General features: G+C 72.0%; 20 protein-coding genes. 9 read left to right on the plus strand and 11 right to left on the minus strand.

Annotated elements, in window-relative coordinates; all coding sequences use genetic code 11:
• Positions 1-433: 433 nt before the first annotated feature.
• From ACTWP8_RS11455 to ACTWP8_RS11475, 5 genes are all read right to left on the minus strand, one after another.
• Positions 434-2,176 carry an N-acyl-D-amino-acid deacylase family protein gene (locus ACTWP8_RS11455; protein ID WP_443322019.1) on the minus strand — a complete coding sequence of 581 codons (1,743 nt, stop codon included), beginning with the start codon at positions 2,174-2,176 and terminating at the stop codon, positions 434-436.
• Positions 2,177-2,669: 493 nt separating this feature from the next.
• Positions 2,670-3,797 (minus strand): LLM class flavin-dependent oxidoreductase, encoded by a 1,128-nt coding sequence (locus ACTWP8_RS11460; RefSeq protein WP_443322020.1) that lies wholly within the window; start codon positions 3,795-3,797, stop codon positions 2,670-2,672.
• Between the two features lie 98 nt (positions 3,798-3,895).
• Entirely contained in the window at positions 3,896-4,681 is a 786-nt protein-coding gene (locus ACTWP8_RS11465; RefSeq protein ID WP_443322021.1) for an SDR family NAD(P)-dependent oxidoreductase, read from the minus strand.
• Positions 4,682-4,826: 145 nt separating this feature from the next.
• Complete coding sequence (locus ACTWP8_RS11470; RefSeq protein ID WP_443322068.1) at positions 4,827-5,738, minus strand: LLM class F420-dependent oxidoreductase; 912 nt, start codon at positions 5,736-5,738, stop codon at positions 4,827-4,829.
• Positions 5,739-5,920: 182 nt separating this feature from the next.
• Complete coding sequence (locus ACTWP8_RS11475; RefSeq protein ID WP_443322022.1) at positions 5,921-7,141, minus strand: amidohydrolase family protein; 1,221 nt, start codon at positions 7,139-7,141, stop codon at positions 5,921-5,923.
• 180 nt (positions 7,142-7,321) lie between these two features.
• Here ACTWP8_RS11475 and ACTWP8_RS11480 point away from each other — a divergent pair, with 180 nt between their 5' ends.
• The 3 genes from ACTWP8_RS11480 (at position 7,322) to ACTWP8_RS11490 (ending at position 11,226) form a co-directional block, all read left to right on the plus strand.
• Entirely contained in the window at positions 7,322-10,258 is a 2,937-nt protein-coding gene (locus tag ACTWP8_RS11480; protein WP_443322023.1) for a BTAD domain-containing putative transcriptional regulator, read from the plus strand.
• A gap of 214 nt (positions 10,259-10,472) precedes the next feature.
• Positions 10,473-10,838: a hypothetical protein gene (locus ACTWP8_RS11485; RefSeq protein WP_443322024.1), complete on the plus strand. Its 366-nt coding sequence runs from the start codon at positions 10,473-10,475 to the stop codon at positions 10,836-10,838.
• 241 nt (positions 10,839-11,079) lie between these two features.
• Complete coding sequence (locus ACTWP8_RS11490; protein ID WP_443322025.1) at positions 11,080-11,226, plus strand: hypothetical protein; 147 nt, start codon at positions 11,080-11,082, stop codon at positions 11,224-11,226.
• Between the two features lie 20 nt (positions 11,227-11,246).
• Here ACTWP8_RS11490 and ACTWP8_RS11495 read toward each other — a convergent pair whose 3' ends face one another.
• Positions 11,247-12,851 carry a FadD3 family acyl-CoA ligase gene (locus tag ACTWP8_RS11495; protein WP_443322026.1) on the minus strand — a complete coding sequence of 535 codons (1,605 nt, stop codon included), beginning with the start codon at positions 12,849-12,851 and terminating at the stop codon, positions 11,247-11,249.
• A gap of 112 nt (positions 12,852-12,963) precedes the next feature.
• Between ACTWP8_RS11495 and ACTWP8_RS11500 the strand changes: the two genes are divergently transcribed.
• The 4 genes from ACTWP8_RS11500 to ACTWP8_RS11515 all read left to right on the plus strand — a co-directional run bounded on the left by ACTWP8_RS11500 (position 12,964) and on the right by ACTWP8_RS11515 (position 16,028).
• Positions 12,964-14,115 (plus strand): lipid-transfer protein, encoded by a 1,152-nt coding sequence (locus ACTWP8_RS11500; protein ID WP_443322027.1) that lies wholly within the window; start codon positions 12,964-12,966, stop codon positions 14,113-14,115.
• A 1-nt stretch (position 14,116) separates the two neighbouring features.
• The gene (locus tag ACTWP8_RS11505) at positions 14,117-14,569 is read left to right on the plus strand and encodes a Zn-ribbon domain-containing OB-fold protein (protein WP_443322028.1); all 453 of its coding nucleotides are present in this window, start codon (positions 14,117-14,119) and stop codon (positions 14,567-14,569) included.
• Positions 14,566-15,330 (plus strand): enoyl-CoA hydratase/isomerase family protein, encoded by a 765-nt coding sequence (locus tag ACTWP8_RS11510; RefSeq protein ID WP_443322029.1) that lies wholly within the window; start codon positions 14,566-14,568, stop codon positions 15,328-15,330. Before ACTWP8_RS11505 ends, ACTWP8_RS11510 begins: the two co-directional genes overlap by 4 nt.
• Before the next feature lie 128 nt (positions 15,331-15,458).
• Positions 15,459-16,028 (plus strand): hypothetical protein, encoded by a 570-nt coding sequence (locus ACTWP8_RS11515; RefSeq protein ID WP_443322030.1) that lies wholly within the window; start codon positions 15,459-15,461, stop codon positions 16,026-16,028.
• A gap of 227 nt (positions 16,029-16,255) precedes the next feature.
• On the opposite strand, the gene ACTWP8_RS11520 is transcribed toward ACTWP8_RS11515, so the two are convergent.
• From ACTWP8_RS11520 to ACTWP8_RS11530, 3 genes are all read right to left on the minus strand, one after another.
• On the minus strand, positions 16,256-19,300 hold the full coding sequence (locus tag ACTWP8_RS11520) for an outer membrane protein assembly factor BamB family protein (protein WP_443322069.1): 3,045 nt from the start codon (positions 19,298-19,300) through the stop codon (positions 16,256-16,258).
• 198 nt (positions 19,301-19,498) lie between these two features.
• Complete coding sequence (locus ACTWP8_RS11525) at positions 19,499-20,287, minus strand: VOC family protein (protein ID WP_443322031.1); 789 nt, start codon at positions 20,285-20,287, stop codon at positions 19,499-19,501.
• An 81-nt stretch (positions 20,288-20,368) separates the two neighbouring features.
• The gene (locus ACTWP8_RS11530; protein ID WP_443322032.1) at positions 20,369-21,154 is read right to left on the minus strand and encodes a VOC family protein; all 786 of its coding nucleotides are present in this window, start codon (positions 21,152-21,154) and stop codon (positions 20,369-20,371) included.
• Positions 21,155-21,411: 257 nt separating this feature from the next.
• Between ACTWP8_RS11530 and ACTWP8_RS11535 the strand changes: the two genes are divergently transcribed.
• Together ACTWP8_RS11535 and ACTWP8_RS11540 are read left to right on the plus strand one after the other, a co-directional pair.
• Positions 21,412-22,059: a TetR family transcriptional regulator gene (locus ACTWP8_RS11535; protein WP_443322033.1), complete on the plus strand. Its 648-nt coding sequence runs from the start codon at positions 21,412-21,414 to the stop codon at positions 22,057-22,059.
• 720 nt (positions 22,060-22,779) lie between these two features.
• On the plus strand, positions 22,780-24,678 hold the full coding sequence (locus tag ACTWP8_RS11540) for a sulfatase (RefSeq protein ID WP_443322034.1): 1,899 nt from the start codon (positions 22,780-22,782) through the stop codon (positions 24,676-24,678).
• Between the two features lie 118 nt (positions 24,679-24,796).
• Here ACTWP8_RS11540 and ACTWP8_RS11545 read toward each other — a convergent pair whose 3' ends face one another.
• Positions 24,797-25,267 carry a nitroreductase family deazaflavin-dependent oxidoreductase gene (locus ACTWP8_RS11545; protein ID WP_443322035.1) on the minus strand — a complete coding sequence of 157 codons (471 nt, stop codon included), beginning with the start codon at positions 25,265-25,267 and terminating at the stop codon, positions 24,797-24,799.
• Positions 25,267-26,625, minus strand: a complete 1,359-nt coding sequence (locus ACTWP8_RS11550) for an acyl-CoA dehydrogenase family protein (RefSeq protein WP_443322036.1) — start codon at positions 26,623-26,625, stop codon at positions 25,267-25,269. The genes ACTWP8_RS11545 and ACTWP8_RS11550 overlap by 1 nt, the downstream gene beginning before the upstream one ends.
• Between the last annotated feature and the right edge of the window lie 114 nt (positions 26,626-26,739).

The following is a 26,739-nucleotide window of genomic DNA, read 5'->3' on the forward strand; positions in this document are numbered from 1 at the left end:
GAAGGGGAAGGGGAAGGGGGCCGCACCGAAGCCGGAACAACTCACAGCTCCGCAAGGCGGCAGGGATCAACCCACGGCGACGTACGCACACGCGTACGGGAACCAGCCACGGCGATGAAAATCAGGAACTTCGCACAACACCGGTCATCGAAGGACGTGACGGTGCCGACTGCGGAAGCCTTCGAACGAACAAGCACGGGCGCCGCGACGCGGCGTACACACGTGCCGTGAAAGAGAGTAGCACCACCGCACGCGGGCAGCGCGGGACGAGAACTCACCCGTGCGGTTGGGATGAGCGTGCCGGGTTGAGCGTGCGATGCCGACGAGCACGCCATCGACAGAAACATGGTGATGCGCAGCGGCAGCACCAGGGATGAGTCCGAGCGGGTCGCGGACGAGACGGTCAACGCGACCCGCAGCACATCCGGTTCTTTCAGCCCGCGGTGCTCACCGTCCGCGTGTCCCTGCCGGACCGCAGCACGATCCCGGGAATCCGGCCCGTCACGGTGTCGTCCCGGACGGTCTCCACACCGTTCACCCGCACGCTCACGATTCCCACCGCCCGCGAGTCCAGCCGCGGGCTGTCCCCCGGCAGGTCGTGTACGAGCCGCGCAGGTCCCGCCTCGATCCGCTCCGGGTCGAAGAGCACCAGATCCGCGTGCCAGCCCTCGGCGATACGGCCGCGCTCCCGCAGCCCGAACAGCTGCGCCGGGTCGTCCGTGAGCATCTTCACCGCCTGCTCGAGGCCGACCAGCCTGCGACCGCGCAGGCAGTCTCCCAGGAAGCGGGTGGTGTACGGCGCCCCGCACATCCGGTCCAGGTGAGCCCCGGCGTCCGAGCCGCCCAGCATGACGTCCTCGTGCTCCCAGGTCTGCCTCCGCAGCTCCCAGCTGGCCGGGTCGTTGTCGGTCGGCATCGGCCACAGCACCGTACGCAGCTCGTCGTTGGCGCAGATCTCCACCAGGCAGGCGAAGGGGTCCTGGCCGCGCTCGGCGGCGATGTCGCGTACGACCCGACCGGTGAGCCCTGCGTTGGCCTCCGCGTACGTGTCCCCGATGACGTATCGGCCGAAGTTCGTCAGCCGCCGGAAGACACCGGCCTCCTTGCTGTCCGCGCGGCGCAGCATCTCCGCCCGTACGGCGGGGTCGCGCAGCTTCGCGATCCGCTCCGGCACCGGCAGGCCCAGAAGGTCACCCCAGCCGGGGATGAGGTTGAGGGCGCAGAAGGTCCCGAGCGACATGTTCATGGGCGTGAGGATCGGCATGGTGAGGGCGACGATCCTGCCGCCCGCCTTGCGGGCCCGCTCGGAGGCGAGGAGCTGGCGCGGGACGCGCTCGGGCACGGCCGCGTCGATGGTGAGCACGTTCCAGTTGAGAGGCCGGCCCGCGGCGGCCGACATCTCGACGAAGAGGTCGATCTCCTCGTCCGCGAACTGGTCGAGGCAGCCGGCGACGATCGCTTCGATCTGCGTGCCCTCGTGCTCGCCGACCGCGCGGGAGAGCGCGAGCAGTTCGTCGGGCGCGGCGTGCCGGGAGGCGACGGGCTTGCCGTCGCCGTCCGAGTGCGTGGAGGACTGGGTGGTGGACAGGCCCCACGCGCCCTGGTCCATCGCCTCGTGGAAGAGCCGGAGCATCTGCTCCAGCTGTTCCGGCGTGGGCCGGCCGCCGACCGCGTCCGGGCCCATGACGTGCCTGCGCAGCGCGCAATGCCCGGCCATGAAACCCGCGTTGACGGCGATCCCGCCCTCCAGCGCGTCGAGGTAGTCGCCGAACGAGTGCCAGTTCCAGGGGGCGCCCTCTTCGAGCGCCACCAGGGACATGCCCTCGACCTTGCTCATCATCCGGCGCGTGTAGTCGGCGTCCTCGGGACGGTCGGGGTTGAGCGGCGCGAGCGTGAAGCCGCAGTTGCCGCCGGCGACGGTGGTCACGCCGTGGTTCATGGAGGGGGTGGCGTACGGGTCCCAGAAGAGCTGGGCGTCGTAGTGGGTGTGCGGGTCGACGAAGCCGGGGGTGAGGACGAGGCCCGTGGCGTCCTCGGTGCTGCGGGCCTGTTCCGTGACGGAACCGGCCTCGGCGACGACCGCGATCCGCCCGTCGCGTATGCCGACGTCGGCGGCGCGTGCGGGCGCGCCCGTGCCGTCGACGACGGTCGCTCCGCGAATGAGGTGGTCGAGCATGGCTGAGGTCCCTTCTCGGCTGAGGCGGTCTGTCGGCCGTGGCCCGCCGGGCAGCCGGGCCGCCCGGCCCGATGGGTCCCGGCCGGGGGCTGACGCGGAGGGGCCTCCGGCCGGGACCGCGACCGGGACGGCGGCCCGGGATGCCGCCGCCCGTGCGGGGCAGCCCCCGCCGGACGGCGGCAGCTGCCCACGTTTCACGGGTGTGGGCCTTCGTTCCGCGGGGCTGGGGGCACCTCCCAGCGGTAGTTGGGGGAGGGTGGGCTCACCCGGCCCGCACACGGCAACGGCGCGCACCCCCGCCGGGGGGGTTTCCGGTTTCGTACGCAACCGCACGCCGGTGGTCGACGGGCAACGGCGCGCAACCCCCCGCCGGGGCTTCCCGTCTCGTACGCGGCTGCACGCCGGTGGCCGTGGTGTGCCCACCCTCCCCCAGACTCCGTCCGGGGGGACCCCCAGCCCCGAGGAACGAATGCCCACAAAGCGGCAGGCGTCGTCAGGTGCCTGCCGCCTGGCGGAAGCGGGTCGTGCGGTGGACGGGGTCCGTGTCGATCTTGGGGATCACGTGCTCGCCCACCAGCCTGAGCGTGTTCATCACGTCCTCGAACGGCACCCCGATCGGTATGCCGAAGCTCAACTGGTCCGCCCCCGCCTGCTCCCACCGCTTGCACTGCTGCAGCACCTCGTCCGGATCACCGCAGATCAGCAGCTCCTCCTGGATGAGCAGCTCGATGATCTCCTCGTTGAAGTCCGGCAGCATCTCCGGCCACACCGGCAGCCCCTCGGGCTTCGGGAAGGTGTCGTGGTAGTGGAAGACCAGGGACTGCAGCCGGTTGAGCCCGGCGCCCGCCGCGATCCGTACGGCCTCCTCGTGCGTCTCGGCGCAGATCGCGGTCGACGTCACCATGACGTTGTCGTTGACGAAGTCGCCGACCGGCTCGGCCTCCCGGATGGCGGTCTTGTACTGCTCCAGGACCCACTCCATGTCGGAGACCTTCTGCACGCTGAAGCCCAGCACCCCGAGCCCCTTCTTCGCCGCCATCGCGTACGAGGACGGGGACCCGGCCGCGTACCACATGCCGGGGTGGGACTTCCCGTACGGCTTGGGGAAGACCTTGCGCGGCGGCAGCGACCAGTGCTTGCCCTGGAAGCCCGCGTACTCCTCCTGCAGCCACATCCTGGGGAACTCGGCGATCGTCTCTTCCCAGATCTCCTTGGTGTGGTTCATGTCGGTGATACCCGGCAGGAACCCCAGGATCTCGTGGCTGCCGGCCCCGCGCCCGGAGCCGAACTCGAAGCGCCCCTCGGAGAGGTGGTCGAGCATGGCCACCTTTTCGGCGACCTTCACCGGGTGGTTGACCTGGGCGAGCGGGTTGAAGATGCCGGAGCCGAGGTGGATGCGTTCGGTGGCGTGCGCGAGGTAGCCGAGGAACACGTCGTTCGCCGAGAGGTGCGAGTACTGCTCCAGGAAGTGGTGCTCGGAGGCCCAGGCGTACTTGAAGTTGTACGTGTCGGCCTGGATGACGTACTTGGTCTCCTCGATCAGAGCGTTGTGCTCCGCCTCGGGGTCGACTGCACGCCGTGTGTCGGGCACATATCCCTGTACGAAGATCCCGAATTCCAAGGAGGTTCACCGTCCCGAGGTTGTTCTGACGGAGCGTCAGCTCGCGATGCAGACGACTGTCGCACCGGCCGTACGAGCCGTCAATAGCTGACGCCTCGTCAGAAAATGCTGACGCCCGCCAGCCACCCGCCGTCGATGACGAAGGGCTGCCCGGTGATGTACGAGGAGTCGTCGCTGGAGAGGAAGAGCGCCAGCTTGGCGACCTCTTCCGGCCGCCCGACGCGCTCGAGCGGCACCAGCCTCCTGTAGAGCTCGTCCAGGGCCGCGGAGGTCTCCGCCGAGTCGGCCGTGGGGTCGAGCTGGGCGGGATTGCTCATCGGGGTGTCGATAGCCCCCGGGCACATGGCGTTGACCCTGATCTTCCTGCCCGCCAGCTCCAGCGCCGCCACCCGGGTCAGCCCGACGATCGCGGCCTTCGTCGCCGCGTACGCGCCGACGGCGGCCATGCCGGTCAGGGCGGTGTACGAGGCGGTGTTGACGATCGTGCCGCCGCCGGCCGCAGCGATCTCGGGGGCGACGGTCTTGATGCCGAGGAAGGCGCCGACCTGGTTGACCTGCACGATCTGCTGGAACTCGTCGAGCGGGGTGGCGGTCAGTTCGTTGAACCTGAGAATCCCGGCGTTGTTGACCAGCCCGTCGATCTTCCCGAAGGCGGCTTTGGCGGCGGCGACCGCGGCCTGCCAGTCCGCCTCCTGGCTCACGTCGAGGTGGACGTACGTGGCGACGCTCTCGCCCAGCTCCTTGGCGAGCGCCTCGCCCTGGTCGTCGAGTATGTCGCCGAGGACGACCTTCGCGCCCTCGGCGGCGAACAGCCGTGCCTCCTGCTCGCCCTGTCCGCGCGACGCCCCGGTGACGATGACGACGCGGCCGTCCAGCTTGCCCATACGAACTCCTCAGATCCAGCCAGGGGCTTCGCCCCTGGACCCGCGTTCGGGTGCGGGCCCGGTGGCCGGGGTGGGCCCACCCTCCCCCAGACTCCGTCCAGGGGGACCCGCAGCCCCTGCGGAACGAATGCCCACAACCGGGCGGCTAGGCGTCCAGGTGCGGGGCGACGTCCGTGGTGAAGGCCTCCATCTGGTCGGTCAGTTCGGCCCTGCTCCGGCTCCGGAAGCGGACCTGGATCTGGTGCACGCCCATGGCCGCGTACTCGCGCAGCGACTCGGCCAGCTGCTCCGGCTTCCCCGACAGCGTCCTTCTGCCGACGTGCCAGCCGGGCTCACCGACGTACAGCGGCTCGGTGATCGCGCCGATCTCGATCGGCTCCGTCACCCCCGCCTGCTCCCGAAGGGCATGCAGCCGGGCGATCTGCTGCGGCAGCCGGTCGCGCGGGTCCCCCTGCGGCAGCCAGCCGTCGCCGCGGACCGCGGCCCGCCGTACGGCCGCGGGGGACGAGCCGCCCACCCATAGCGGCGGGCGCGGCTCCTGCGCCGGGCGGGGCCGCTGACCGAGGCCGCTGAACGCGAAGCGTTCGCCGCCGAACTCCGGGAACTCCTCGGGTCCCAGGGCCGCCTTGAGCGCGTCGACCGCATCGTCCAGGACAGTCCCGCGCTCGGCGAACTCCACGCCGAGCGCCGCGAACTCCTCCTCCACATGCCCGGCCCCGACCCCGAGGACCAGCCGGCCGCCGGAGAGGTGGTCGAGCGTCGCGTACTGCTTGGCGGTGGCCAGCGGGTGCCGCAGCCCGACCACGGCCACATGGCTCAGCAGCCGTACGCGCTCGGTGAGTCCCGCGAGGTACGCGAGGGTGGCCACCGGGTCGTACCAGGTCGTGCCCATGGCGGCGGCGAGCCGCCGGGGGATGGCCACGTGGTCGCAGCAGGCGATGTAGAAGAAGCCGAGCCGGTCGGCGGCCCTGGCCACCTCGGCGAGGTCGCCGGGTCCGGCCCCGGCCTCCCACGGCTCCGCGTAGATGGTGCTCAGCGACTGGATCGGCAGTTGCATGCCGTACACCAGCTGCCCTCCGGGCAGGATCTGAACCACGGCGTCTCCTCGACGGTCACACTCGGTCACTCGGCCGCACCAAGCGGCGCACGGCCCGGCGGCGGGCCCGGCGGGCGGGCGGAATTTCCGCGCCGCAGGCGCGGGCCGACTGGCTACGCCCCCGGCACTACGGCCCCCGGGCGCTACGCCCCCGGCCAGAGGCCGTCCTTCGTCAGCCGCAGCAGCTCGATCGCGTTGCCGCGCACGATCCGCTCCACGACGTCCGGCGTCAGGTGCCGCATCTGGGCCTCGCCGACCTCCCGCGACTTGGGCCAGGTCGAGTCCGAGTGCGGGTAGTCCGTCTCGTACAGGACGTTGCCGACCCCGATCGCGTCCAGGTTCCGCAGTCCCACCGCATCGTCGAAGAAGCAGCCGTAGACGTGTTCCGCGAAGAGCTCGGACGGCGGGCGGAGCACCTTGTCGGCGACGCCGCCCCAGCCGCGGTTCTCCTCCCAGACCACGTCCGCGCGCTCGAGGATGTACGGGATCCAGCCGATCTGGCCCTCCGCGTACATGATCTTCAGGTTGGGGAAGCGGTCGAACTTGCCGGACATCAGCCAGTCGACCATCGAGAAGCAGCAGTTGGCGAAGGTGATCGTGGACCCGACGGCCGGCGGTGCGTCCGCCGAGGTCGACGGCATCTTCGAGCTGGACCCGATGTGCATGGCGATGACCGTGCCGGTCTCGTCGCAGGCGCGCAGGAGGGGGTCCCACGCGTCGGTGTGGACGGACGGCAGGCCCAGGTGTGGCGGGATCTCGCTGAAGCAGACGGCCGGCACGCCGCGCGCCGCGTTCCTGCGCACCTCCGCGGCCGCCAGCTCCGCGTCCCACAGGGGGATCAGGGTCAGCGGGATGAGCCGGCCCTGCGCCTCGGGCCCGCACCACTCCTCCACCATCCAGTCGTTGTAGGCCCGTACGCCCAGCAGCCCGAGTTCGCGGTCCTTGGCCTCGGTGAAGGTCTGTCCGCAGAACCGCGGGAAGGTCGGGAAGCAGAGCGCGGACTGAACGTGGTTGACGTCCATGTCGGCCAGCCGCTCGGGCACCGAGAAGGATCCGGGGCGCATCTGCTCGTACGTAATTCCTTCGAGCCTGATGTCGTCCCTGGCGTAGCCGACCGCCGTATCCAGACGGGTCAGGGGGCGGTGCAGGTCCTCGTACACCCACCAGTCCACGACCGGTCCTTCGTCGCCCGGGGCGCCCATCTTGGGGGCGAACTTGCCTCCGACGAAGGTCATTTCCTTCAGGGGCGCGCGGACGATGCGGGGTCCGACGTCGTGGTACTTCGACGGGAGCCGGTCCCGCCAGACGCCGGGGGGCTCGACCGTGTGGTCGTCCACCGAGATTATCTTCGGGAAGCTCTCCATGTCTGACACGGTAGCGCCGATCTGACGAACCGTCAGCTCCTCGGGGCAGGCGCTTGCTCCGCGCCCTCTGTACACGGTTTGTAGAGAGAAGGGGAGACAGTGGACTCCTGGTGACGCGGCAGTCATGCACAAGGCAAACTGGCGTGTGCGACTTGACTTAAGGAGATCTGGGGGCAGCGAATGGGTCAGGAACCGGCGGTCGGCGCGCGCCTGCGTTTCGCCGTACTCGGTCCCGTACGGGCCTGGTGCGGCCAGCAGCCGCTGCCGACCGGTTCGCCGCAGCAACGCGCCCTGCTGGCCGCCCTCCTGCTCCGCGGCGGCCGCACCGCCACCGCGCCCGAGCTGGTCGACGCACTGTGGGGCGAGGACCCGCCGGAGGCCGCCGTGGCCGCGCTGCGGACGTACGCGTCCCGGCTGCGCAAGGCGTTCGGACCGGACGCGGACGCGCTGGTCAGCGAGTCGGGCGGGTACGCGATCCGGGTCGCGGACGGCTGCCTCGACATCGCGCTGGCCGAGCGCTGGGCGGCCGAAGCCGAGAAGGTCCGCAGCCATGGCGACCGCAGCCGCGCCCGCGACCTCATCAACGACGCGCTCGGCCTCTGGGACGGCGAACCGCTGGCCGGGCTCTCGGGCCCGTACGCCGAGGCGCAGCGCACCCGCCTCGACGAGTGGCGGCTCCAACTCATAGAGGCCCGCCTCGAGATGGACCTGGAGGTCGGCTGCCACGCGGAGGCGATCTCCGAGCTGACCGCGCTGACCGCCGCCCACCCGCTGCGCGAGCGGCTGCGCGGCCTGCTGATGCTGGCGCTCTACCGCAGCGGCCGGCAGGCGGAGGCGCTCGCCGTGTACGCGGACACCCGGCGGCTGCTCGCGGATGAGCTCGGCATCGACCCGAGCGCCGAGCTCAACGAGCTGCACCAGGGCATCCTCCAGGCCGACGCGGGCCTGGCCGCCGCGCCTGCGGGCGGCGGGCACGGCGGCGATCCGGCGCGCGAGGCGGCGGTCGTACGGCCCGCGCAACTGCCCGCGACGGTCGCCGACTTCACCGGGCGCGCGGCCTTCGTCGGCGAGCTCGGCGAGCAGCTGGCGACGGCGGAGGGCCGGATCATGGCGGTGTCGGCGGTGGCGGGCATCGGCGGCGTGGGCAAGACGACGCTGGCCGTGCACGTGGCGCACGCGGCCCGGGACCGCTTCCCGGACGGGCAGCTGTATGTGGACCTCCAGGGTGCGGGTGCGCGCGCCGCGGAGCCGGAGGCCGTGCTGGGCGCGTTCCTGCGCGCCCTCGGCACGCCGGACACCGCGATCCCCGACGCGGTCGAGGAGCGCGCCGCGCTCTACCGGTCGACGCTGGACGGGCGCCGGGTGCTGGTCCTGCTGGACAACGCTCGCGACGCGGCCCAGGTCAGGCCCCTGCTGCCGGGTACGGAGGGCTGCGCGGCACTGATCACTTCGCGGGCCCGTATGGTCGACCTGGCGGGCGCGCACCTGGTCGATCTCGACGTCATGAGCCCCGAGGAAGCCCTTCAGCTCTTCACGAAGATCGTGGGCGAGGAGCGGGTCGCGAGTGAGCGGGAGGCGGCGCTGGACGTCGTCGCGGCGTGCGGCTTCCTGCCGCTGGCGATCCGCATCGCGGCGTCCCGGCTGGCCGCGCGGCGGACGTGGACCGTCTCGGTCCTGGCCGCGAAGCTGGGCGACGAGCGCCGCCGCCTGGACGAGCTCCAGGCGGGCGACCTCGCGGTCCGCGCCACCTTCGAACTCGGCTACGCCCAGCTCGAACCGCAACAGGCCCGCGCCTTCCGGCTGCTGGGCCTCGCCGACGGCCCGGACATCTCCCTGACGGCGGCCGCGGCGGTGCTCGACCTGGACGCCTACGAGACCGAGGAACTCCTGGAGTCCCTCGTGGACACCTCCCTCCTCGAATCCGCCGCCCCGGGTCGCTACCGCTTCCACGACCTCGTACGGCTTTACGCGCGTGCATGCGCGGAGAGGGACGAACTCCCCCCGTCGGAGCGGGACGCGGCGCTGTCGCGGCTGCTGGACTTCTACCTGGCGACGGCGGCGGGGGTCTACGCGCTGGAGCGGCCGGGTGACCGGGTCACGGCCCACGTCGCCCCCACCCGGCGCCCCGGTCTGTCCTTCCCGGACCGGAACGCGGCGTTGAAGTGGCTGTTCACCGAAGCCCGGTGCCTGCTGGCCTGCGCCCAGCAGCTGTCCGGCCCGAGCACGCTGAGGCGCGCGGTCGACCTCGTCTTCGTGACCAAGGACCTGGCCGAATCCGGAGCCGATTCCCGCCAGTGGGGGCAGGCGAACACGGCGCTCGCGGCTGCCGCGCGAGAGGTGGGCGACCCGCTGGCCGAGGGGCGGGTACGCGCCTCGCTCGCGCATCTGCACAGCCTTGCGGGCCGGTTCGACGAGGCGGACAAGGAAGCGCAGTCCGCCATGCTGCTCGGGCTCGCGGCCGAGGATCCCGTCGCTTCCGGCTTCGCGCCCAACGACCGCGGCATCATCGCGACCTACCAGAACCGCCACGAGGACGCCGAGGCGTATCTGACTCAGGCACTGGCCACCTTCCAGGCCGACGGAAACCAGCAGTGCGAGGCGAGTTCGCTCTGCAATCTCTCGCGAGTGCACCTGAACACCGGGCGGATCAGCAGTGCCGTACGGCTGGCGGAGGAAGCGATCGCCATCTACCGGCAGTTGGGTGTCACGATGCGCCTCGCCAACGGGATGTACACGCTCGGGCTTGCTCTCACGCAGGACAAGCGGCTCGACGAGGCCATGCACCAACTCACCGAAGCGCTGGCGATCTTCCGCGACAGCAGGCAGCGGCTGTGGGAGGGTATGACCTACTTCCGGCTCGCCGAAGTCCATCTCGCAGCGCAGCGCCCGGCCCAGGCCGCCGTCCACGCCGAACAGTCGCTCTCCGTGCTCCGCGGTATCGGCGGCGAGTGGCGGCGCGCGAACGCGCTGACCGTGCTCGGGCAGGCTCTCAGCGGCGTCGGCCACGCGGACCGGGCCCGGGCGTGCTGGCAGGATGCGCTGGCCGTCTACGAGCAGTTGGGCTCGCCGGAGGCGGACGAGGTACGACGCCTCCTCGCGCCGGTCGCCGCGACCTGAATCCCTGCCGGGGGCATTGCCGCGGACGTTTATCGATCGTTCATCGCTCCGCGCCATTCTCATGAGTGCCGATCCGCCGCGTCGGGGGGCAGACGGGTCGGTGAGATGGCCCCACCACTATGGTGAGCGGCTCCGATATGCCCGTCCGGCGGCCCACGGGGGAGTCGCCGGGCGGGTTGCTCAACGGGGCGCGCACTCACAGGAGTTGATCGCAATGACGACCGAGAAGAAGCCCAAAACCGTCGCGCCCGATGTGGTGAAGCCGCTGGACAACCACACCACTGGCGGGGACGTCACCACCCTGGACAGCCACGCGGACCTCGTCCCGGTGGACAACCACACCACCGGCGGGGATGTGACCGCCGCACTGACCAACCACATCACCGGCGCAGATCTCAAGCCGGAGGACAACCACACCACCGGCGGGGACACCAAGCCGCTGGACAACCACACCACCGGCGGAGGCCTGACCGCACTGGCCGGCCACGCCACCGGCGGAGACCTCAAGCCGGAGGACAACCACACCACCGGCGGGGACACCAAGCCGCTGGACAACCACACCACTGGCGGGGGCATCTGACCCCGGCCACACCGAGCGGGGGACGGCCGCGGCGGCACGGAGGGGGAGCCGTCGCGGCCGCATCTGCGTCATCACCTTGTGCGATCTCGCCAACCTTCGCTCTCTTTTGGCCAGACATCGGAAGAGTCGCTGCCTTTGCATCCGCATCGCATCTTCAACAGGGAATAGACATCCCATCCCCTACGGCCCCCAGGAGCTGGCAATGTTCTGCACGAAGAGACTTCTCATAACGATTGCAATCATGGTCGCCGCGACCGGTGGCTCTGTGGCTCCCGCGATGGCCGACAACCACTCCACCGGCGGCGGCACCGTCGCCACCCGGGACAACCACTCGACTATCCCGGCCCCCCAAACCAGCCCCGACGGCACCCCCGCCACCTCCGCTTGACGGGTCCCAGTGCAGCGGTCTCACAGGGCCCGCGACCTGAGTTGTGTCTTCAGCACCTTGCCGCTCGCGTTGCGCGGCAGCTCCCGCAGGAACTCGACCTCCCTCGGGACCTTGAAGTTGGCCATCTCCCGCCGCGACCAGGCGATGAGGTCGTCCCCGGTGAGCGTCGCCCCCGCCCGCCGTACCGCGTACGCCTTGCCCACCTCGCCCAGCCGCGGGTCCGGAACGCCGACCACCGCCACCTCCGCGATGTCCGGGTGGCGGGCGATGAGCTGCTCGATCTCCGCCGGGTAGGCGTTGAAGCCGCCGACGATGAACATGTCCTTGATGCGGTCGGTGATCCGCAGGTTCCCCTGCGCGTCCATGACGCCGACGTCGCCCGTGCGCAGCCAGCCGTCCGGTGTGATGGCCTTCTTGGTCTCCTGCGGCTCCTCGAAGTAGCCGGACATGACGTGGTAGCCGCGTACCAGCACCTCGCCCGGGTGGCCCGGCGACAGCTGCTCGCCGTTCGGCGCGACGACCTTGACCTCCGTGTCGGGGATGGCGCGCCCCGACGTGCCGGAGATGACCTCCGCCGGGTCGCCGCGCCGGCACATGGTCACCGTCCCGCTCGCCTCCGTCAGCCCGTACGCGGTGAGCACCGTCGCGATCCTCAGTTCGCTGCGCAGCCGCTCCACCAGCTCGAGCGGCACCACGGCCGCCCCCGTCACGACCAGCCGCAGCGCCGACAGGTCGTGCTGCGCACGCGCCGGGTGGTCGAGGATCGACTGATGCAGCGTCGGCGGCCCGGGCAGCACGCTGATGCGCTCGGCGGCGATATTGGCGAGCGCGGTGTCCACGTTGAACACCGGCTGCGGGACCATCGTCGCCCCGCGCATGAGGCAGGCGATGATGCCCGCCTTGTAGCCGAAGGTGTGGAAGAACGGGTTCACGATCAGATAGCGGTCACCTTCCCCGAGGCCCGCGAGCTCGCTCCACACCCCGTAGACCCGGAGCGTCTGGGCGTGGGTGATGACCACGCCCTTCGGGTGCCCGGTCGTCCCCGACGTGAAGGTGATGTCGGAGGGAGCGCTCGCCCGCACGGCGTCCGCCCGGGCCCGTACGGAAGTCGCCGGCACCACCTCGCCCGCCGCCAGGAAGTCCTTCCACGTGCGGAAGTCGGCCGGTGCGTCGTCCGCCAGGACGACCACGTCCCGCAGTGAGGGCAGTCCGGGCAGCGGGCCCTCGCCCGCGCCGTCCCCCGCCGCGCGCCGCAGCGAGGCGACGTACGACGTGCCGAGGAAGGTGCCGGTGATGAACAGCAGCCTCGCCCGCGTCCGCTCCAGGACGTACGCGGCCTCGGTGCCCTTGAAGCGCGTGTTGACGGGGACGACGATGCCGCCCGCCGTGACGGCGCCGAGGGCCGAGACGATCCAGTCGACCGTGTTGGGCGCCCACACCGCCACCCGGTCGCCCGGCTCGACGCCCGCCGCGATGCAGGCCGCGGCCGCCCGCTCGACGCGCTCCCCCAGCTCGCCGTAGGTGATCCTGGTACGCCCTTCGACCACGGCCTCGCGGTCCCGGTAGCGCTCCGCCGCCGCGTACACCAGCCCCGGGATGCTGCCGAACTCCACGTCTGCGCGCATCGCACAACCTCCGCCGTACCCCATACCCCGCACCACGTACTAGCTGACTATCCGTCAGATTAGCGGTAGCCTTCCCGGCTGTCAGCAGTGACGGCCGACCACGGAGGTGGCGATGGCGGCGACGCTCAAGGACGCGACCGCGATAGCCGGTATCGGCCAGACCCCGTTCGCCAAGCGGCTCCCCGAATCCGAGAAGACCCTGGCCTGCCGCGCCATCCTGGCCGCCCTCGACGACGCCGGCATCGCCCCGCACGAGGTCGACGCCTTCACCTCGTACACCATGGAGGAGACCGACGAGGTCGAGGTCGCCAAAGCCGTGGGCGCCGGAGACGTCACGTTCTTCTCCAAGGTCGGCTACGGGGGCGGCGGCTCCTGCGCGACCGTGGGGCACCTCGCCGCGGCCATCGCGACCGGGCAGGCGAGCGTCGGGGTCGCCTGGCGCTCGCGCAAGCGCGGCAGCGGGCCCCGCCCGTGGACCAACACCGCGGTCCAACTGCCCACACCCGCCCAGTGGACCCGGCCGTACGGGCTGCTCCGCCCCGCCGACGAGATCGGCATGCTGGCGCGCCGGTACATGCACGAGTACGGGGCGACCCGCGACCACTTCTTCAACGTCGCGCTGGCATGCCGGAACCGGGCGAACCAGAACCCCGCCGCGATGATGTACGAGCGCCCGCTGACCCGCGAGATGTACATGACCGCGCGCTGGATCAGCGAGCCGCTGTGCCTCTTCGACAACTGCCTGGAGACGGACGGGGCCCTGGCCTGCGTCGTCGTCTCCGCCGAGCGCGCCCGCGACTGCCGCCACCGCCCCGTCCACGTCCACTCCGCCGCGCAGGGGCTGCCCGCGCAAGCCCACGGAATGGTCAACTACTGGTGCGAGGACCCGCTGACCGGGCCCGCCTGGACCGCGGCCCGCCACCTCTGGAAGACGGCCGACTTCGGCCCGGAGGACGTCGACGTGGCCCAGATCTACGACGCGTTCACCCCGCTCATCCCGCTTTCGCTGGAGGGCTACGGCTTCTGCGGGCGCGGCGAGGGTGCGGCCTTCACCGAGGGCGGGGCGCTCGAGATCGGTGGGCGGCTGCCGCTGAACACCGGCGGCGGCGGGCTCTCGGAAGGCTATGTGCACGGCTTCAACCTGATCAACGAGGGCGTGAAGCAGCTGCGCGGCACCTCCACCGCCCAGGTCCCGGACGCAACGACCTGCCTGGTCACCGCGGGCGAGGGAGTCCCCACCTCCGCGCTGCTGCTGAGGAGTTGAGATGCGAGACGCTACGGAAGCCCGGCTGCTGACGCCAGTGGCCGACGAGGACGGCGCGCCCTTCTGGGAGTACGCGGCGCGGGGCGAGCTGCGCGTACAGGCGTGCGCCCCCTGCGGCAGGCTGCGCTTCCCGCCCCGCCCCTGCTGCCCGCACTGCCGGTCCTTCGACAGCGAGTGGCGGAGGATGAGCGGGCGCGGCCGGATCTGGTCGTACGTCATCCCGCACCCGCCGCTGCTGCCCGCCTACGCCGCCCGCGCCCCGTACGACGTGATCCTCGTCGAGCTGGCCGAGGACCCCGCGATCCGGCTGGCCGGAAACCTGGTGGCGGCCCCGGATGCGCCCATCGGCTCCGTCGACCCGTCACGGATCCGGATCGGCGCCCCCGTGAAGGCCGTCTTCGCCGGGCACGCGGACGGCGTGACCGTGCCGCGCTGGCTGCTGGAGCGGCCATGACCGTACGAGTCGAGAGCGAGGACGGCGTCGCGCTGGTCACGCTCGACCGGCCGGAGCGCCACAACGCGATCGACCTGGAGACGGCCGCGGAACTGCGGTGCGCGTGGCGGGAGTTCCGGATGACGGACGACGTACGGGCCGTGGTCCTCACCGGGGCCGGCGACCGCGCCTTCTGCACCGGCCTCGACCGGTCGGCCGACGTCCCGCAGCCCAGCAGCCCGTACGCGATCGACGACCCGCTCCTGACCGTCGGCCCGAAGGCATGCGACCTGTGGAAGCCGGTCGTCGCGGCGGTCAACGGCATGGCGTGCGGCGGCGCCTTCTACCTGCTCGGCGAGAGCGAGTTCCTCATCGCGTCCGAGACCGCGACCTTCTTCGACCCGCATACGACGTACGGGATGGTCAGCGCGTACGAGGCCATCGGCATGGCGCAGCGGATGCCGTTCGGCGAGGTCGCGCGGATGTCGCTGATGGGCACGGCCGAGCGGCTCTCGGCGACCCGCGCGTGCGAGATCGGGCTGGTCTCGGAGGTCGTCCCGCCGGACGGGCTTCTGGAGGCGGCCCTGCGGGTGGCCTCGGTCGTCGCGTCGTACCCGACCGAGGCGGTGCAGGGGACCGTACGGGCCGTGTGGTCGGCCCGTGAGGCGGCGCGCACGCAGGCGCTCGCGGGCGCGCCGCACCTCATCGCGCTCGGTAACCTGCCGCCGGAGCGGCAGGCCGGGCTCTTCGCCGCGCGCGGCCACGAGTTCCGGACCCGGTGAGGCGGGCCCTCGGGGGGCCGGGCGGCTGCGTGGCGGGCGCCCGGCACCGGGCGTAGCGTCGACAGTGGACGCTTCCCCCTGCCTTTGCCTTCGGCAGGAGGGATCCCCGAACGAGGTGGTCCGCGCGTATGGCCCGAAATCTCATTGGCTCCGCGATCGCCCTCCTCGGAGCGGCGGCCGCCGCCTGGAGCCCCTTCCGTATCTGGTACGACGGCCGTGAGGGGCGTGACATCCGCATCGGCGACCTGTTCACCGGGATCACCGCGCAGACGCCGACCGGGCTCATGGGCTCGCTCTTCCTGCCCATGCTGATCGGCGCTGTTCTGGCCGTGCTCGGCGTGCTGCTGCGGTCGCGGCTGGTCGTGGCGGGCGCGGGCCTCGTGGTGCTCGCCTTCGCGATCCTGTGGATGGTGCAGCAGGGGCTGGCGCTGGGGAGCCTGACCGCCGGGGGCGACAGCGGGCTGGGGATGGGGAGCGGGGTGGCGCTGGGCGGCGGCGTGCTGATGCTGCTGGGCGCGCTGGTCATGCGGGGGCGGCGGCCGCGCGGGCGGCGGGCGCGGCGCGGGCGGGGCCGGCCGGAGGTCCCGGAGGGGGAGCCGTACGGCCCGGCGACGACGGAGGCCGACCCGACGCACGGCCTCCCTCCGGCGCCACCCCCGGACGAGCCCTGGAGCCCAGGCCACCGCCACACGTCCTGACCGGGTTGTGGGCACTCGGACCGCCCGAGGGGCGGTACGGGTGGGCACACCCCGGCCACCGGCGTGCAGCCGCGTACGAGACGGCAACCCCAGGCGCGGGGTGGCGCACCGTTGCCGAGTGCGGGTCGCTGTGCCCACCCTCCCCCATAGCCTGAACGGCATGGGGGCACCCCCATCGCCCCAGCGGAACGACTGCCCACAGCTTGTGGGAACGACTGCCCACACCCTCAAGCCCGGCCGGAGGCCGATTGGCGGGAGAGGCCCGTACCCTTCAGCGCGTCCAGCGCGTACACGCAACGATCCTTGCTGCACGCGTAGACAACGCCGCCCGACACCACCGGCGTCCCGGTGATCTCCCCACCCGTCGCCAGCTTCCACCGCAGCTGCCCGCCCCCCGCGTCCAGCGTGTAGAGGCAGTGGTCGGCCGAGCCGAAGTGAACCCGTCCGTCGGCGACGACCGGCGCGCCGATGACCTCGCCCTGCGCCGCGAAGCGCCACTTCGGCGTGCCCGTGACCGCGTCCAGCGTGTAGAGCGCGCTGCCGCTGCCCACGTGCACGGAGCCCGCCGCGACCAGGACCGGCTCGGTCGACTGCCGGGCCTCGGTCGCGATCCGCCAGCGGTCGCGGCCATCCGCCGGGTCCAAGGCGTACACCGTGCCGAGGTAGTCGGCGATGTATACGCCGCCGCCCGTCACAGCCGGCCCCGGCGCGTACGCCGGGGCGCTCAGGAAGACCGCCGGCGCCTCGAAGCGCCACCGCACCTCGCCCCGCGCCACGTCGATGGCCAGCACCCGCGTCCCCGCGGCCACGTACACGACCCCGTCCGGCGCGTGCAGCAGCCGCACCGGTACGCCGCCGCAGGAGGCCGCGTCGCCGACCGGATAGGACCAGCGCTCCACCCCCGTACGGGCCTCGAGCGCGCGCATCCGCCCGTCCGACCAGACGTACACCGTGCCGTCGTGCACCGCGGGACCGGACTCCGGGGTCTCGAAGTCGGCCTGGACGCCGGAGAGTTCCCACAGCTGCTCGCCGTTGGCGGCCTCCCACGCCTGGACGCCGCCGCCGCGCGTGCCGGTGACGACCGTGCCGCGGTCGACCTTCAGCGAGTACACCCAGCCGTCGGTGTTCAGCCGCCACCGCTCGGAGCCGTCGAGGGCGTCCAGCGCGTACAGCGTCGGCCCGTCGGAGGCGTGGATACGGCCGTCCGCGACCGCCATCGCCCACGCCACGTCGCGGGTCTTGAACTGCCGCCGCCCGGTGGCCACATCGAGCGCGTGCACCTCGAAGGAGGTGACGTAGAGCAGGTCGCCGGCGACGGCCGGGGTGCCCCAGACGTCGTTGGACATCCGGAACCGCCACGGCCGCCAGCGCCCGGGAGCGCTTTGCGCACCCTGCGCGCCGGGCGGCTCCGCGGGGGCAGGTACGGGCGCGGGAGCGGGAGCGGAAAGGGGCACGGGCGGCGCGGGGTGGCCGTCGGCCGCGGGGGAAGGGCCGGGCACGGCCGCGGCCGCCGCGCCGGCCGGGGGCCGGATCCAGCCGGTGGCCCCGGCGTCGTCGGCGGGCCGGGCCTGCGGGTCACGGCCCTCCGCGGCCCGCGGTCCCGGCCCTATCGACACCTGCGAGCCGGGCAGCCGTACGGCACCGTCGGGGGCGGCGGGCACGACGGGCGCGGCGTGCGCACCGCCGCCGTCCGCCCAGCCCGCGGCGGCCGCAGGGGGCCGGTCCGGAACCGCGGGGCCCGGGCCGGCCCGTACGGCGGTCGGGCCGGGGCCGATCGCGGGTCCGGAGGCCAGGGGCCCGGGCCCCTGGCCGTGCAGTGCGGCCGCGGACCCACCACGCGGATCCCCGGCTCCGGTGACGGCGCCACCGTCCGGTTCGGGCCCGCGTCCGCGTCCGGGTCCGGGTCCGGGTCCGGGTCCGGCAGCGTGCCGGGCTCCCACCCCCTGCGCTCGGGCGCCTCCCGGGCCATCCGCGCCCGGACCGCCGGCCTCACCAGGCCGGCCGCCATCCCGTCGCGACCCATCACCATGCCGGGCAGCCCCGCGCGGGTCTCCCGCCCCCGCGCCGTCGCCCTGCCACGCGCCGTCCCAGTCGGCGCCATCACCGATACGCGCCGCCGGACCTCCGGCGCCTCCGCCCTCACCACGCCAAGCCTCATCCCGGCCGTCAAGGCCGCCCCGGCCGGAATCGGCGACCTGAACCCGCCCGTCACGGGCATCTCCCCGCCGACCGCCCACGCCCGGCCCGCCGTCCTGGCCCTGGCCCGGCTCAGGGGCCGGCGCGTACGGCGGCGGGGGCGACGCCGGAGCGCGGCCCTTGCCGCCGCTCGCGCCGCGGCCCGCGCCCGCGCCCGCACCCGCCGCGCCCGACGACGACCGCCCGCCCCGCCGCTGCTCGATCATCGAGACCGCCCGCCCCGGCAGCCACGCCGAAGCCGTCCCGCTGTCGTCCCCTCCGGAGGAGAAGAGATGCGGCGCGAGCTGCGACTGCAGATCCGCCGGGCTCGGCCGGTTCTCCGCGGCCATCTGCATACAGGACTCGATGAGCGGCCGCAGCTCCTCCGGCAGCCCCTCCAGGTCGGGGCCCTCCCGCAGCAGCATGAAGACCGTCTCGACGGGGTTCGCCCCGTGAAAGGGCGCGTGCCCGGTCGCCGCGAACACCAGCGTCGAGCCGAGCGAGAAGATGTCGCTCGCGCCGGTCACGCTGCGCGAATCCCGCGCCTGCTCCGGCGACATGTACGCGGGCGTGCCGACGGCCACATTCGTCATCGTCAACCGCGTGTTGGAAACGCCGCTCGCAATGCCGAAGTCGATGACCCGCGGTCCGTCCTCGACGACGAGCACATTGGAAGGCTTCAAGTCGCGGTGGACGAGACCGGCTCCGTGGATGGACTGCAGCGCCTCGGCCACGCCGGCCGCAAGCCAGCGCACCGCCTGCGCGGGCAGCGGACCGCACTCATTGACTATTTCCTCGAGGGAGGGCGCCGGGACGTACGCGGTCGCGAGCCACGGCACCGCGGCCCGCGGATCGGCGTCCACGACGGCTGCGGTGTAGAAGCCGCTGACCGCGCGGGCGGCCTCCACCTCGCGCGTGAAGCGGACCCGGAACAGCTGGTCCTCGGCGAGTTCGGTCCGGACCGTCTTGATCGCGACGCGCCGGCCGGACGCCGAGCGGGCGAGATAGACCAGCCCCATGCCGCCGGCACCGAGTCGGCCGAGCACCTCGAACGGCCCGATCCGCCTCGGGTCGTGCTGCGTCAGCTGCTCCACCACTTTGCCTGCCACCTCCCCGTAGGGGCTTGAATGATTTCAGCCCCGTGCAGCGTCTCACCGTGAACCGTCCCGGGGTACGCATCCTGATTCTTCCTGGCGAAGGCGGTGGTTGCGAACCCGGGGGCGAATCGGGGTGTCTCCCCGGACATATGACGCATATACGTGAGCGGGTGGTGGTTACCGGCCGGTCAGCTCCGGTTATCGGACTGCGCGGGAAAGGTCGATGGCCGCGAAATTCGCCCCCTGATTGTCGACCAGCACCGCAAAACGTCCGTACGGGGTGTCCTCCGGGTCGAGGATGACACGTCCGCCGAGCCGCGTCGTGGTGTTCACCGTCTCATCGCAGTCGGCGACCGCGAAGTAAACGAGGAAGTGCGCGGGCATCTCGGCGGGGAGACCGGCGCTGATCACGGCGCGGCCGACGACCGCGCCCTCGAGACCCGGCGGCCTGCCCGGCGGCGACCAGACTGCGAACTCCGTGCCGTTGGCCGTGTCCAGCCTCCGCGTGGTGTAGCCGAACACGGCCTCGTAGAACGGGTCGGCGCGCTCCGGCTCCCGCGCGAAGAGATCGGTCCAGGCGTACGAGACGGGCAGGCCCTGCTTCTCGAAGCCGGTGTGCGAGCCCGCCTGCCACAGCCCGAAGACCGCGCCGCCCGGGTCGACGCCCATGGCCATCGTGCCGAAGTCGCCGATCGGCGTGGGGTCGGTGATGATCTGGCCGCCGGCGTCCCGGATCTTCACGGCGGTCGCCGCGATGTCGCGGGCCGCGAAGTAGAGGTTCCACACAGTGGGCATGCGCCCGTCCGGCTTGGGTGCGAGCGCGGCCACGTTGCGGCTGTCGTGGAAGGCCTGCGTGTAGGAGCCGTACTTCTTCTCGCCCTCCTGGAACGTCCAGCCGAACAGCTCGCCGTAGAAGCGCTTGCCCGCCTCCAGGTCCGGCAGCATCGCGTCCACCCAGCAGGGCACGCCGTCTTCGAACACGGCCATGACAGCGGTCCTCCTCGACCTTCTAGACCTTGGCACCTTCGGCGCCTACGGCACCTCCGACACTGCGACTGGACGTTTTGGTCAGGCCTTCGGCTCGCCCACCTTCGTCTGCGGGTCGATCACCGAGAAGCTCGCGCCCTGCTGGTCGGTGACGATGGCAAAGCGCCCGTACGGGCTGTCCTGCGGGCCCATGCGGACCTGGCCGCCGAGCTTCCGGATGGTGCCCACGGCGTCGTCGCAGTCGCCGACGACGAAGTAGACCATCGCGTGCGGCCCGACGTCGGGCGGGGTGCCCTCGGGCAGTTTGAAGCGCCCGGCCACCGGTTTCCCTTCCAGCTTCCAGACGTTGAAGTCGAAAGTCTCGTCCCCGTGCGGCACCACCTCGTACGGGAAGACGGCCGGGTAGAACGCGTCCACGCCCGCCGTTTCCCGGACGACGATCTCCGCCCAGCCGAACGATCCCGGCTCGTATCTCTTCTCGAAGCCCTTGTGGGTGCCGGGCTGCCAGACGCCGAAGATCGCGCCGCCCGGGTCCTTGGCCATGAGCATGCTGCCGTACTCGCCGACCTGCATCGGGCCCATCATCGTGACGCCGCCGTTGGCGCGGATCTTCTCGGCGGTGCGGGCGATGTCGTCGGACGCGAAGTAGAGGCTCCAGGCGGGAGGCATGCCGTTCTGGCCCTCGGGGGCCGGGGCGAGCGCGGCGACGTTCTTTCCTTCGTGGAAGGCCTGCGTGTAGTAGCCGTACTCGGCCTCACCCTCCTGGAAGGTCCAGCCGAAGAGTTCGCCGTAGAAGCGCTTGCCCGCCTCCAGGTCGGGGACCATGGCGTCCACCCAGCAGGGGGCGCCCTCGGGATATGCGGCCATCGCGTGCTTCCTCCCGCACGAAATTCTTCGGAAGATGTCTTGTTTCAGCACGCTATCCGGTGATTTGAAGCCCCGCCCGTCGTCCACGAAAGTTGTCCACAGCCTGTTGATAACAGGATTCATTCGTATGGACCAAACGGGCGGCGGGCGCCTTGCGGATCACGGCACTGAGCTGGCGCTTCACGGTGGCGCCGAGCACCCTCCCCATTTGCAGGCGGCCGAATCGCGCTCCGATCACCCCTCGGTAAGCTGACGGCATGACAGGACAAGTTCGCACCGTGGACGGCCGGGTGGCGGGGCGCCGCGGGCAGGCGACGCGGCAGAAGCTGCTCGACTGCCTCGGCGAGATGCTCAGCTCCTCGCCGTACCGCGACGTCAAGGTCATCGACGTCGCCCGCAAGGCGGGGACTTCCCCCGCGACCTTTTACCAGTACTTCCCGGATGTCGAGGGCGCCGTCCTCGAGATCGCGGAGGAGATGGCCAAGGAGGGCCAGAGCCTCACCGAATTGGTCGCCGGCCGCTCCTGGGTCGGCAAGTCGGGCTGGCAGACCGCCGAGGAACTCGTCGACGGCTTCCTCTCCTTCTGGCGCCGGAACGACGCGATCCTGCGGGTCGTCGACCTCGGGGCGGCGGAGGGGGACAAACGCTTCTACAAGATCCGGATGAAGATCCTCAACGCCGTCACCAACTCCCTGACGGACTCGATCAAGGAGCTGCAGTCCAAGGGGAAGGTCGACAAGGACGTGAGCCCGGCGGCGGTGGCCGGTTCGCTGGTCGCGATGCTCGCTGCGGTGGCTGCGCACCAGAAGGGGTTCCAGAGCTGGGGCGTCAAACAGGCCGAGCTGAAGCCGAACTTGGCGCTGCTGGTGCATTTGGGGATTACGGGCAAGAAGCCGGCGAAGTAAGCGCTCCGCACTGACTTCGAAGGTGCCGGGGCTCCCCCTGGACCTCCGGGTCCCCCGGCCCCTGGTACCCGCCCCTTACTCGGCCCCCGGTTCCTCTCAGCCGGGACTCCCGGCCCCGGGGCCTTCGGTTCCCGGCCCCCGGTTCTCGCGGCCCCCGCTTTCGCGGCTTTCGCGGTCCCCGTTTCCGCGGCCCCCGTTTCGCGGCCTCCCCGTTCGCCGTCTCCGGCTTCTGGTCCCGTCCATGTCTCGTGCCCCCTACGCGCCCGCCGTCCGCCCAAGTCCTGTCAGCCTGTGGCGGCTCTCTTCCCCCGGCGCGAGAGACCGGCGGGCACACCGGCAAGATCCGGCGGCCACAGTGCGAGCACCGCGCGGCCAGGTCAGACCAAGCCGAGCGCCAAGCGCCCGCCCCTCTCGTAGCCCCATCTGCGGCGCACCGCCTGATCCGACGCGCGAGATCCGCCCCGGCGGCTCGACCCGGTGCGCGCCCGCGGCCCGCACCCCGACATACGAACACGCCCCCGCGATAGATGAGTTGTCGACCACCCACCACCTCGCCTTTCCACCCGCGCGGGTTGAGTCACCCCCACCGGCGTACGCTTCCGGCGCGGGCGGCGCTGGTGATTGAACGGAAGCCGCGGGCAAGCCGTACGGGTGATGGCGGGCCCCCGACCTCCCGATCCCGGTCCGCCGTGCCACCACCGGGCTTCGCACGGAAGGATCTTGGGGTTGTCGAGCTCTCGTCAGCTGCCGAATACGGACAGGGCATCCACGGAGGAGGACCTGACGCCTGAGGGCCCCCCGGAACCCACGCCGGACGACACTGCCGCGAGTCAGGACACCCCCGGCCAGGACACCGCCACCCAGGACACCGCCGCTGACGGCACCGGCATCCGTGAAGAAGCCACCGCAGGTGGCGCCGCAGGTGACGACCCGGGCGAGGCCGTCGCACGTGGCGGCTGGCGGGACAAGCATCCGGCCGCGGCGCGGGCCGTGGCCTGGGGAACCACTGCCCTGGCCGCCGGCCTTGTGCTCTTCGCCCTTCTCCTGCCGAACGAGCTCACCCGCGTCAGGCCCAGCGCATTCGTGCGCATCCCGGGCGAGGCGATCTTCGGGGCCGCCGTGCTGCTCGTCCTGCCGCCGAAGGCGAGGCGGGCGGTGGCGGTGCTCGCCGGGTTGGGCCTGGGCCTGCTGACCATCCTGAACTTCCTCGACATCGGCTTCAACGAGGCTTTCGGCCGGGGGTTCAACCTGGTGCTCGACTGGGTCCTGCTCGACGACGGCGAGTCGTTCCTCAGGGACGCGATCGGCCGGGCGGGCGCGATCGGGGTCGAGATCGGGATCGTGGTCCTCGTCCTCGCCCTGCTCGTCCTCACGACGCTGGCGGTCGTCAGGCTCAGCAACCTCATGACCCGGCACAGCGCCACGGCGACCCGTACGACCCTGATACTCGGGACCGTCTGGGTCACCTGCGCGGCGCTCGGCCTGCAGCTCGCCGGCGCACCGGTCGCTTCCAGGAGCACGGCCGCGCTGGTCAAGGACCGTGTGAACCGCGTGAATGCGGCCCTGGAGGACGAGCAGGCGTTCCAAAAGGAGGCCGCCGTCGACGCCTTCCGCGATACCCCGCCCGACCAGCTGTTGACCGGACTGCGCGGCAAGGACGTCATCTTCACCTTCATCGAGAGCTACGGCCGCAGCGCGGTCGAGGACCCGGGGATAGCACCGGGGGTCGACGCGGTGCTCGCCGACGGGACCAAACGGCTGCGCGCGGCCGGGTACTCGTCCCGGAGCGGCTGGCTCACCTCATCTACGTACGGCGGCATGAGCTGGCTGGGTCACTCCACCTTCCTGTCGGGCCTGTGGATCAACAACCAGCTGCGCTACCGCACGGTCACCGCGGGCAACCACCTGACCCTCACCGGGGCCTTCCGACGCACGGGCGCCTGGCGGACGGTCGGCATCATGCCGGGCGTCACCACGGGCTGGCCGGAGGCCAAGTTCTACGGTCTCGACCACGTCTACGACTCCCGGCACCTCGGGTACAAGGGCCCGAAGTTCAGCTGGTCGACCATGCCCGACCAGTACACCCTGTCGGCCTTCGAGCGCCTGGAACACGGCAAGCCGGGCGGCAAGCCGCTGATGACGGAGATCATCCTGACCTCCAGCCACAACCCCTGGGCGCCCCTCCCCAAGACGCTCGGCTGGGAGGAGATCGGTGACGGCTCCGTCTACAACGCCATCCGGAAGGCGGGCAAGGACCCCAAAGACGTATGGAAGGAGACCGACCAGGTGCGCACCGAGTACGGCCGTTCCATCGAGTACTCGCTGAACAGCCTCATCTCGTACGTGGAGAAGTACGGCAACAAGAACACCGTGCTCGTCTTCCTCGGTGACCACCAGCCCGTCGCGAAGGTCAGCGGCGACCACGCCAGCCGCGACGTACCGGTCGCGATCGTCGCCCACGACCCGGCCGTGATGGACCGAATATCCGGCTGGGGCTGGCAGGACGGCCTGAAGCCCGGTCCGAAGGCCCCGGTCTGGCGGATGGATACCTTCCGCGACCGCTTCCTGGAAGCCTACGGCCCGCAGCCCGGCTCCACCCCGGCCCGCACAGCCCGGTAACCGCTGGGGCGGACCCCAGGGACTCCCGGACGAGTCGACCTGCACGCCGGAGTGCGCCGCCGATGCCGATGCCGATGCCGATGCCGGCATCGCCCGCGGGCGGCCATTCGGCCCCAGGTCAGCGCGAGTGGAGGCGGAAGAGGCGGATGCGGCGCTCGACGCGGCTCTGATACGTGGCGTACGGCGGCCAGAACGCGAGGACCGCCGCCCACGTCTCCTCGCGCTCCGCCCCCTCGAGCAGCCGCGCCCGCACCGGAATGTCCCGCCCCTTCCAGCTGATCTCCGCCTCGGGGTTGGCCAGCAGGTTCGCGGTCCAGGCCGGGTGACCCGGCCGCCCGAAGTTGCTGCCGACCAGGACGAACGTCCCGCCGTCCTCCGGCATGCAGGCCAGCGGCGTGCGCCGCGGCTCCCCGCTCTTCGCGCCCGTGACCGTCAGGATCACGCCCGGCAGCATCTGCGCGCTCGGCAGCACCTTGCCGCGCGTCAGCCGGTGCACGGCCCGGTCCATGGCCGGGATCACGTACGGCGCGACCTTCGCGAAGAACCGCGTCGAGGACACCTTCTGGACCATCCGCTCTGCGGCGGACATCAGATCCCCACTCCCTGCGCGGCCGGGCCTGCGGCGGCGCCCGGGGCCGTGCCCCGAGCTGCAGCCTTCGCCGCATCGAAGAGTCCCGCCCGCTGTGCGGCGCGCGCCCGCAACCGGTGCACGGGACCGAAGAGCAGCTCGTCCGAGGCGGCCCGCTTGAAGTAGAGGTGCGCGTCGTGCTCCCAGGTGAAGCCCATGCCGCCGTGCAGCTGTACGGCCTCGCCCGCCACCGCTCGTAGCGCCTCCAGCGCCTGGGCGAGGGCCAGCCCGCCGACGGCCGGATCGGGTACGGCCGCCGGACCGCCCTCCGCCGAGTCGTCCCACGACGCCGCCTCGGCCGCCGCCCAAGCCGCGTAGTACGCCGCCGACCTCGCCGCCTGGATCTGTACGTAGAGGTCGGCCAGCCGGTGTTTGACCGCCTGGAAGGAGCCGATCGGGCGGCCGAACTGCTCGCGTGCCTTCACGTATTCCACCGTCCGCGCGAACGCCCCGTCCGCCGCTCCCACCGCTTCCGCCGCGAGGGCAGCGGCCGCCGAGCCGCCCAGCCGGGCCAGCGCACCCAGCACGTCCGCGCCCTTCTCCGGACCGAGCAACTCCCCTTCCACTTCCCGTAGTTCGATACGGGCGTGTGGCCGCGTCTCGTCGAGCGCGGTCCGCCGCGTACGGGTGAGCCCCGTGGCCCTGCTCCGCACGTCGTCGTCCTGTATGTCGTCCCGCACGACGAACAGCTGTGTGCGGCTGCGCGCGTAGCCGCCCGTGTGGGCGGCTACCACCAGCAGCCCGGCGCTGTGCCCGTCGAGCACCTGGTCGGCCTGCCCGTACAGCCGCCAACCGTCAGGCGTGCGCCGCGCCTGGACACCCCCGGCGCGCGCGCCGCCCGCCCAGTCGCCACCGTCGCCGCCGCTGTCGCCGTTGCCGCTGTCGCTGTCGCCGCCGTTGTCGCCGGTCAGGCCGAGGGCGAGGGGCAGGGCGCCGCCGGGCACGGCGAGCGTGGCGGTCAGCTCGCCGCCCGCGATGCGCGGCAGCAGCACGTCCCGCTGCTCCTCCGTCCCGAGGGCGGCGATGAGCGGCGCGGCGAGTACCGCGGTCGCCAGCAGCGGGGAGGGCAGCAGCACGCGCCCCGCCTCCTCGCAGGCGAGCGCCAGCTCGGCAGGACCGCAGCCCGCACCCCCGTATTCGGCGGGCAGCGCGAGCCCCGGCAGCCCGAGCTGCTCGCCGAGCTGCCGCCACAGACCCTCGTCCCACCCGGCGGGCGTGCGCACCGCGGCCTTGACCTCGTCGGGGCCGCACCGCTTGAGCAGCAGCTCGCGCAGCGTGCGGCGGATCTCGTCCTGCTCGGCGGTGAAGGCGGCGTCCATCGGCAAGCTCCTCCCACCCGGCCTGCTCCCACCGCTGCGCGCGCTGCACGGCGTGCAGGGAAACTTGATCTGACGGGCCGTCATGCTAGGCCGCCGAGAACCAGATGGACAGAG

The sequence above is a fragment of the Streptomyces sp. 7N604 genome (genome assembly GCF_052245475.1).
Classification (GTDB): Bacteria; Actinomycetota; Actinomycetes; order Streptomycetales; family Streptomycetaceae; genus Streptomyces.